Origin of the sequence: Anaerostipes sp. CAG:276, from assembly GCF_000432215.1 — a bacterium.
GTDB classification, from domain to species: Bacteria; Bacillota; Clostridia; order Lachnospirales; family Lachnospiraceae; genus Anaerostipes; species Anaerostipes caccae.
On the sequence record NZ_FR889190.1, the window covers coordinates 68,944 to 70,632 of the forward strand.

Below are 1,689 nucleotides of genomic sequence, written 5' to 3' on the forward strand. Positions count from 1 at the left end.
ATGCCTCCGGTTCCAAAGCGCCGATCGCAAAGCTTGCGGATAAAATCGCCGGAATTTTTGTTCCCGTAGTGATTGTCATTGCCCTGGCTTCCGGGATCATATGGCTCCTTTCCGGGCAGACATTTGAGTTCGCGCTGTCTACGTCCATTGCCGTCCTGGTTATTTCCTGCCCGTGTGCACTTGGCCTTGCCACCCCGACCGCAATCATGGTGGGAACCGGGAAAGGCGCAGAAAACGGCATTCTGATCAAGTCTGCGGAGAGCCTTGAGACGGCACATGAGATAAAAACCGTCGTTCTGGACAAGACCGGAACTGTCACGGAAGGACGTCCTCAGGTGACAGATATTTTAACCTCCGGCAGCATGAAAGAAAAAGAACTGGTCAAGCTTGCCGCCAGTATGGAGAAACCTTCAGAGCATCCTCTCGCAGATGCCATTGTCTCTTTTGGCGAAGAGACCAATGCCGGTCTCTATGAAGTATCTGGATTTAAGTCTGTGCCCGGAGAAGGGATCGAAGGTTCCATAAAAGGTGATAAGGTTTATGCCGGCAACCTGAAAATGATGGAACGGATAGGAGTTTCTCTTGGAGAACTGGAAGAAAAAAGTACTGTTTTTGCCTCACAGGGCAAGACTCCTCTTTACTTTGCAAAAGAGGGCACACTGCTTGGACTGATTTCCGTAGCCGATGTTGTAAAACCGACCAGCAGACAGGCCATTCAGGAATTTGAAAAGATGGATATCGAAGTCGTCATGCTGACCGGAGATAACAAAAAAACAGCAGAGGCAATCCAGAAACAGCTGGGCATCAGCCGTGTAATCGCAGAAGTGCTTCCACAGGACAAAGAGGCCAAGATCCGGGAAATTCAGAATGAAGGAAAGAAAGTGGCCATGATCGGGGATGGTATCAATGACGCTCCGGCCCTTGCCAGAGCTGACGTGGGAATAGCTATTGGAGCCGGCACCGATATTGCCATCGAATCCGCAGATATCGTTCTGATGAAGAGTGATCTGCTGGACGGAGTGGCGGCAGTCCAGCTCAGCAAAGCGGTGATCAAAAATATCAAAGAAAATCTCTTCTGGGCCTTTTTCTATAATGTAATCGGAATTCCCCTGGCCGCCGGATGTCTGTATCCGTTTTTCGGATTAAAGCTTAATCCTATGTTCGGTGCCGCAGCCATGAGTTTAAGTTCTGTATTTGTCGTGAGCAATGCCCTGCGCCTGAAGTTTTTCCGGCCAGGTTTTATAAGAAACAAAGAAACACCGGTGAAAGTACATGAGCCGGGCCAAAGTGAGGAGGAAACAAAGATGAAAAAGACGATTTCAATCGAAGGAATGATGTGTGAACACTGTGTAAAACACGTGACAGATGCACTCAATAAACTCGACGGGGTGGCCGCAGAGGTCAGCCTTTCAGATAAAAATGCTGTTGTGAACTTAGAAAAAGAGGTCAGTGAGGAAGTACTGAAACAGGCAGTGGAAGATGCAGGTTATCAAGTGACCGGTATTCAGTAAGGAGGGTCCATGCAGGCAGACAAAACTCAGATCACAAGGCTTCTTAAAACCGCCAGGGGACAGATCGACGGGATCTTAAAGATGGTGGAGGAAGACCGGTACTGTATGGATATCTCCAATCAGCTCATGGCGACAGAGGCCGTCATACGAAAGACGAATAAAGAAATTCTAAGAGCAC

Annotated in this window: 2 protein-coding genes; both read left to right on the plus strand. The window is 48.5% G+C overall.

What is annotated here, in order from left to right:
* The coding region (locus tag QVP35_RS08640; protein ID WP_288187828.1) for a metal-transporting ATPase at window positions 1-1,511 on the plus strand (1,511 nt) is incomplete at its 5' end.
* Window positions 1,512-1,520: 9 nt separating this feature from the next.
* Window positions 1,521-1,689, plus strand: a 169-nt coding sequence (locus QVP35_RS08645; RefSeq protein ID WP_288187838.1) for a metal-sensing transcriptional repressor, incomplete at its 3' end; no start/stop codon positions are given.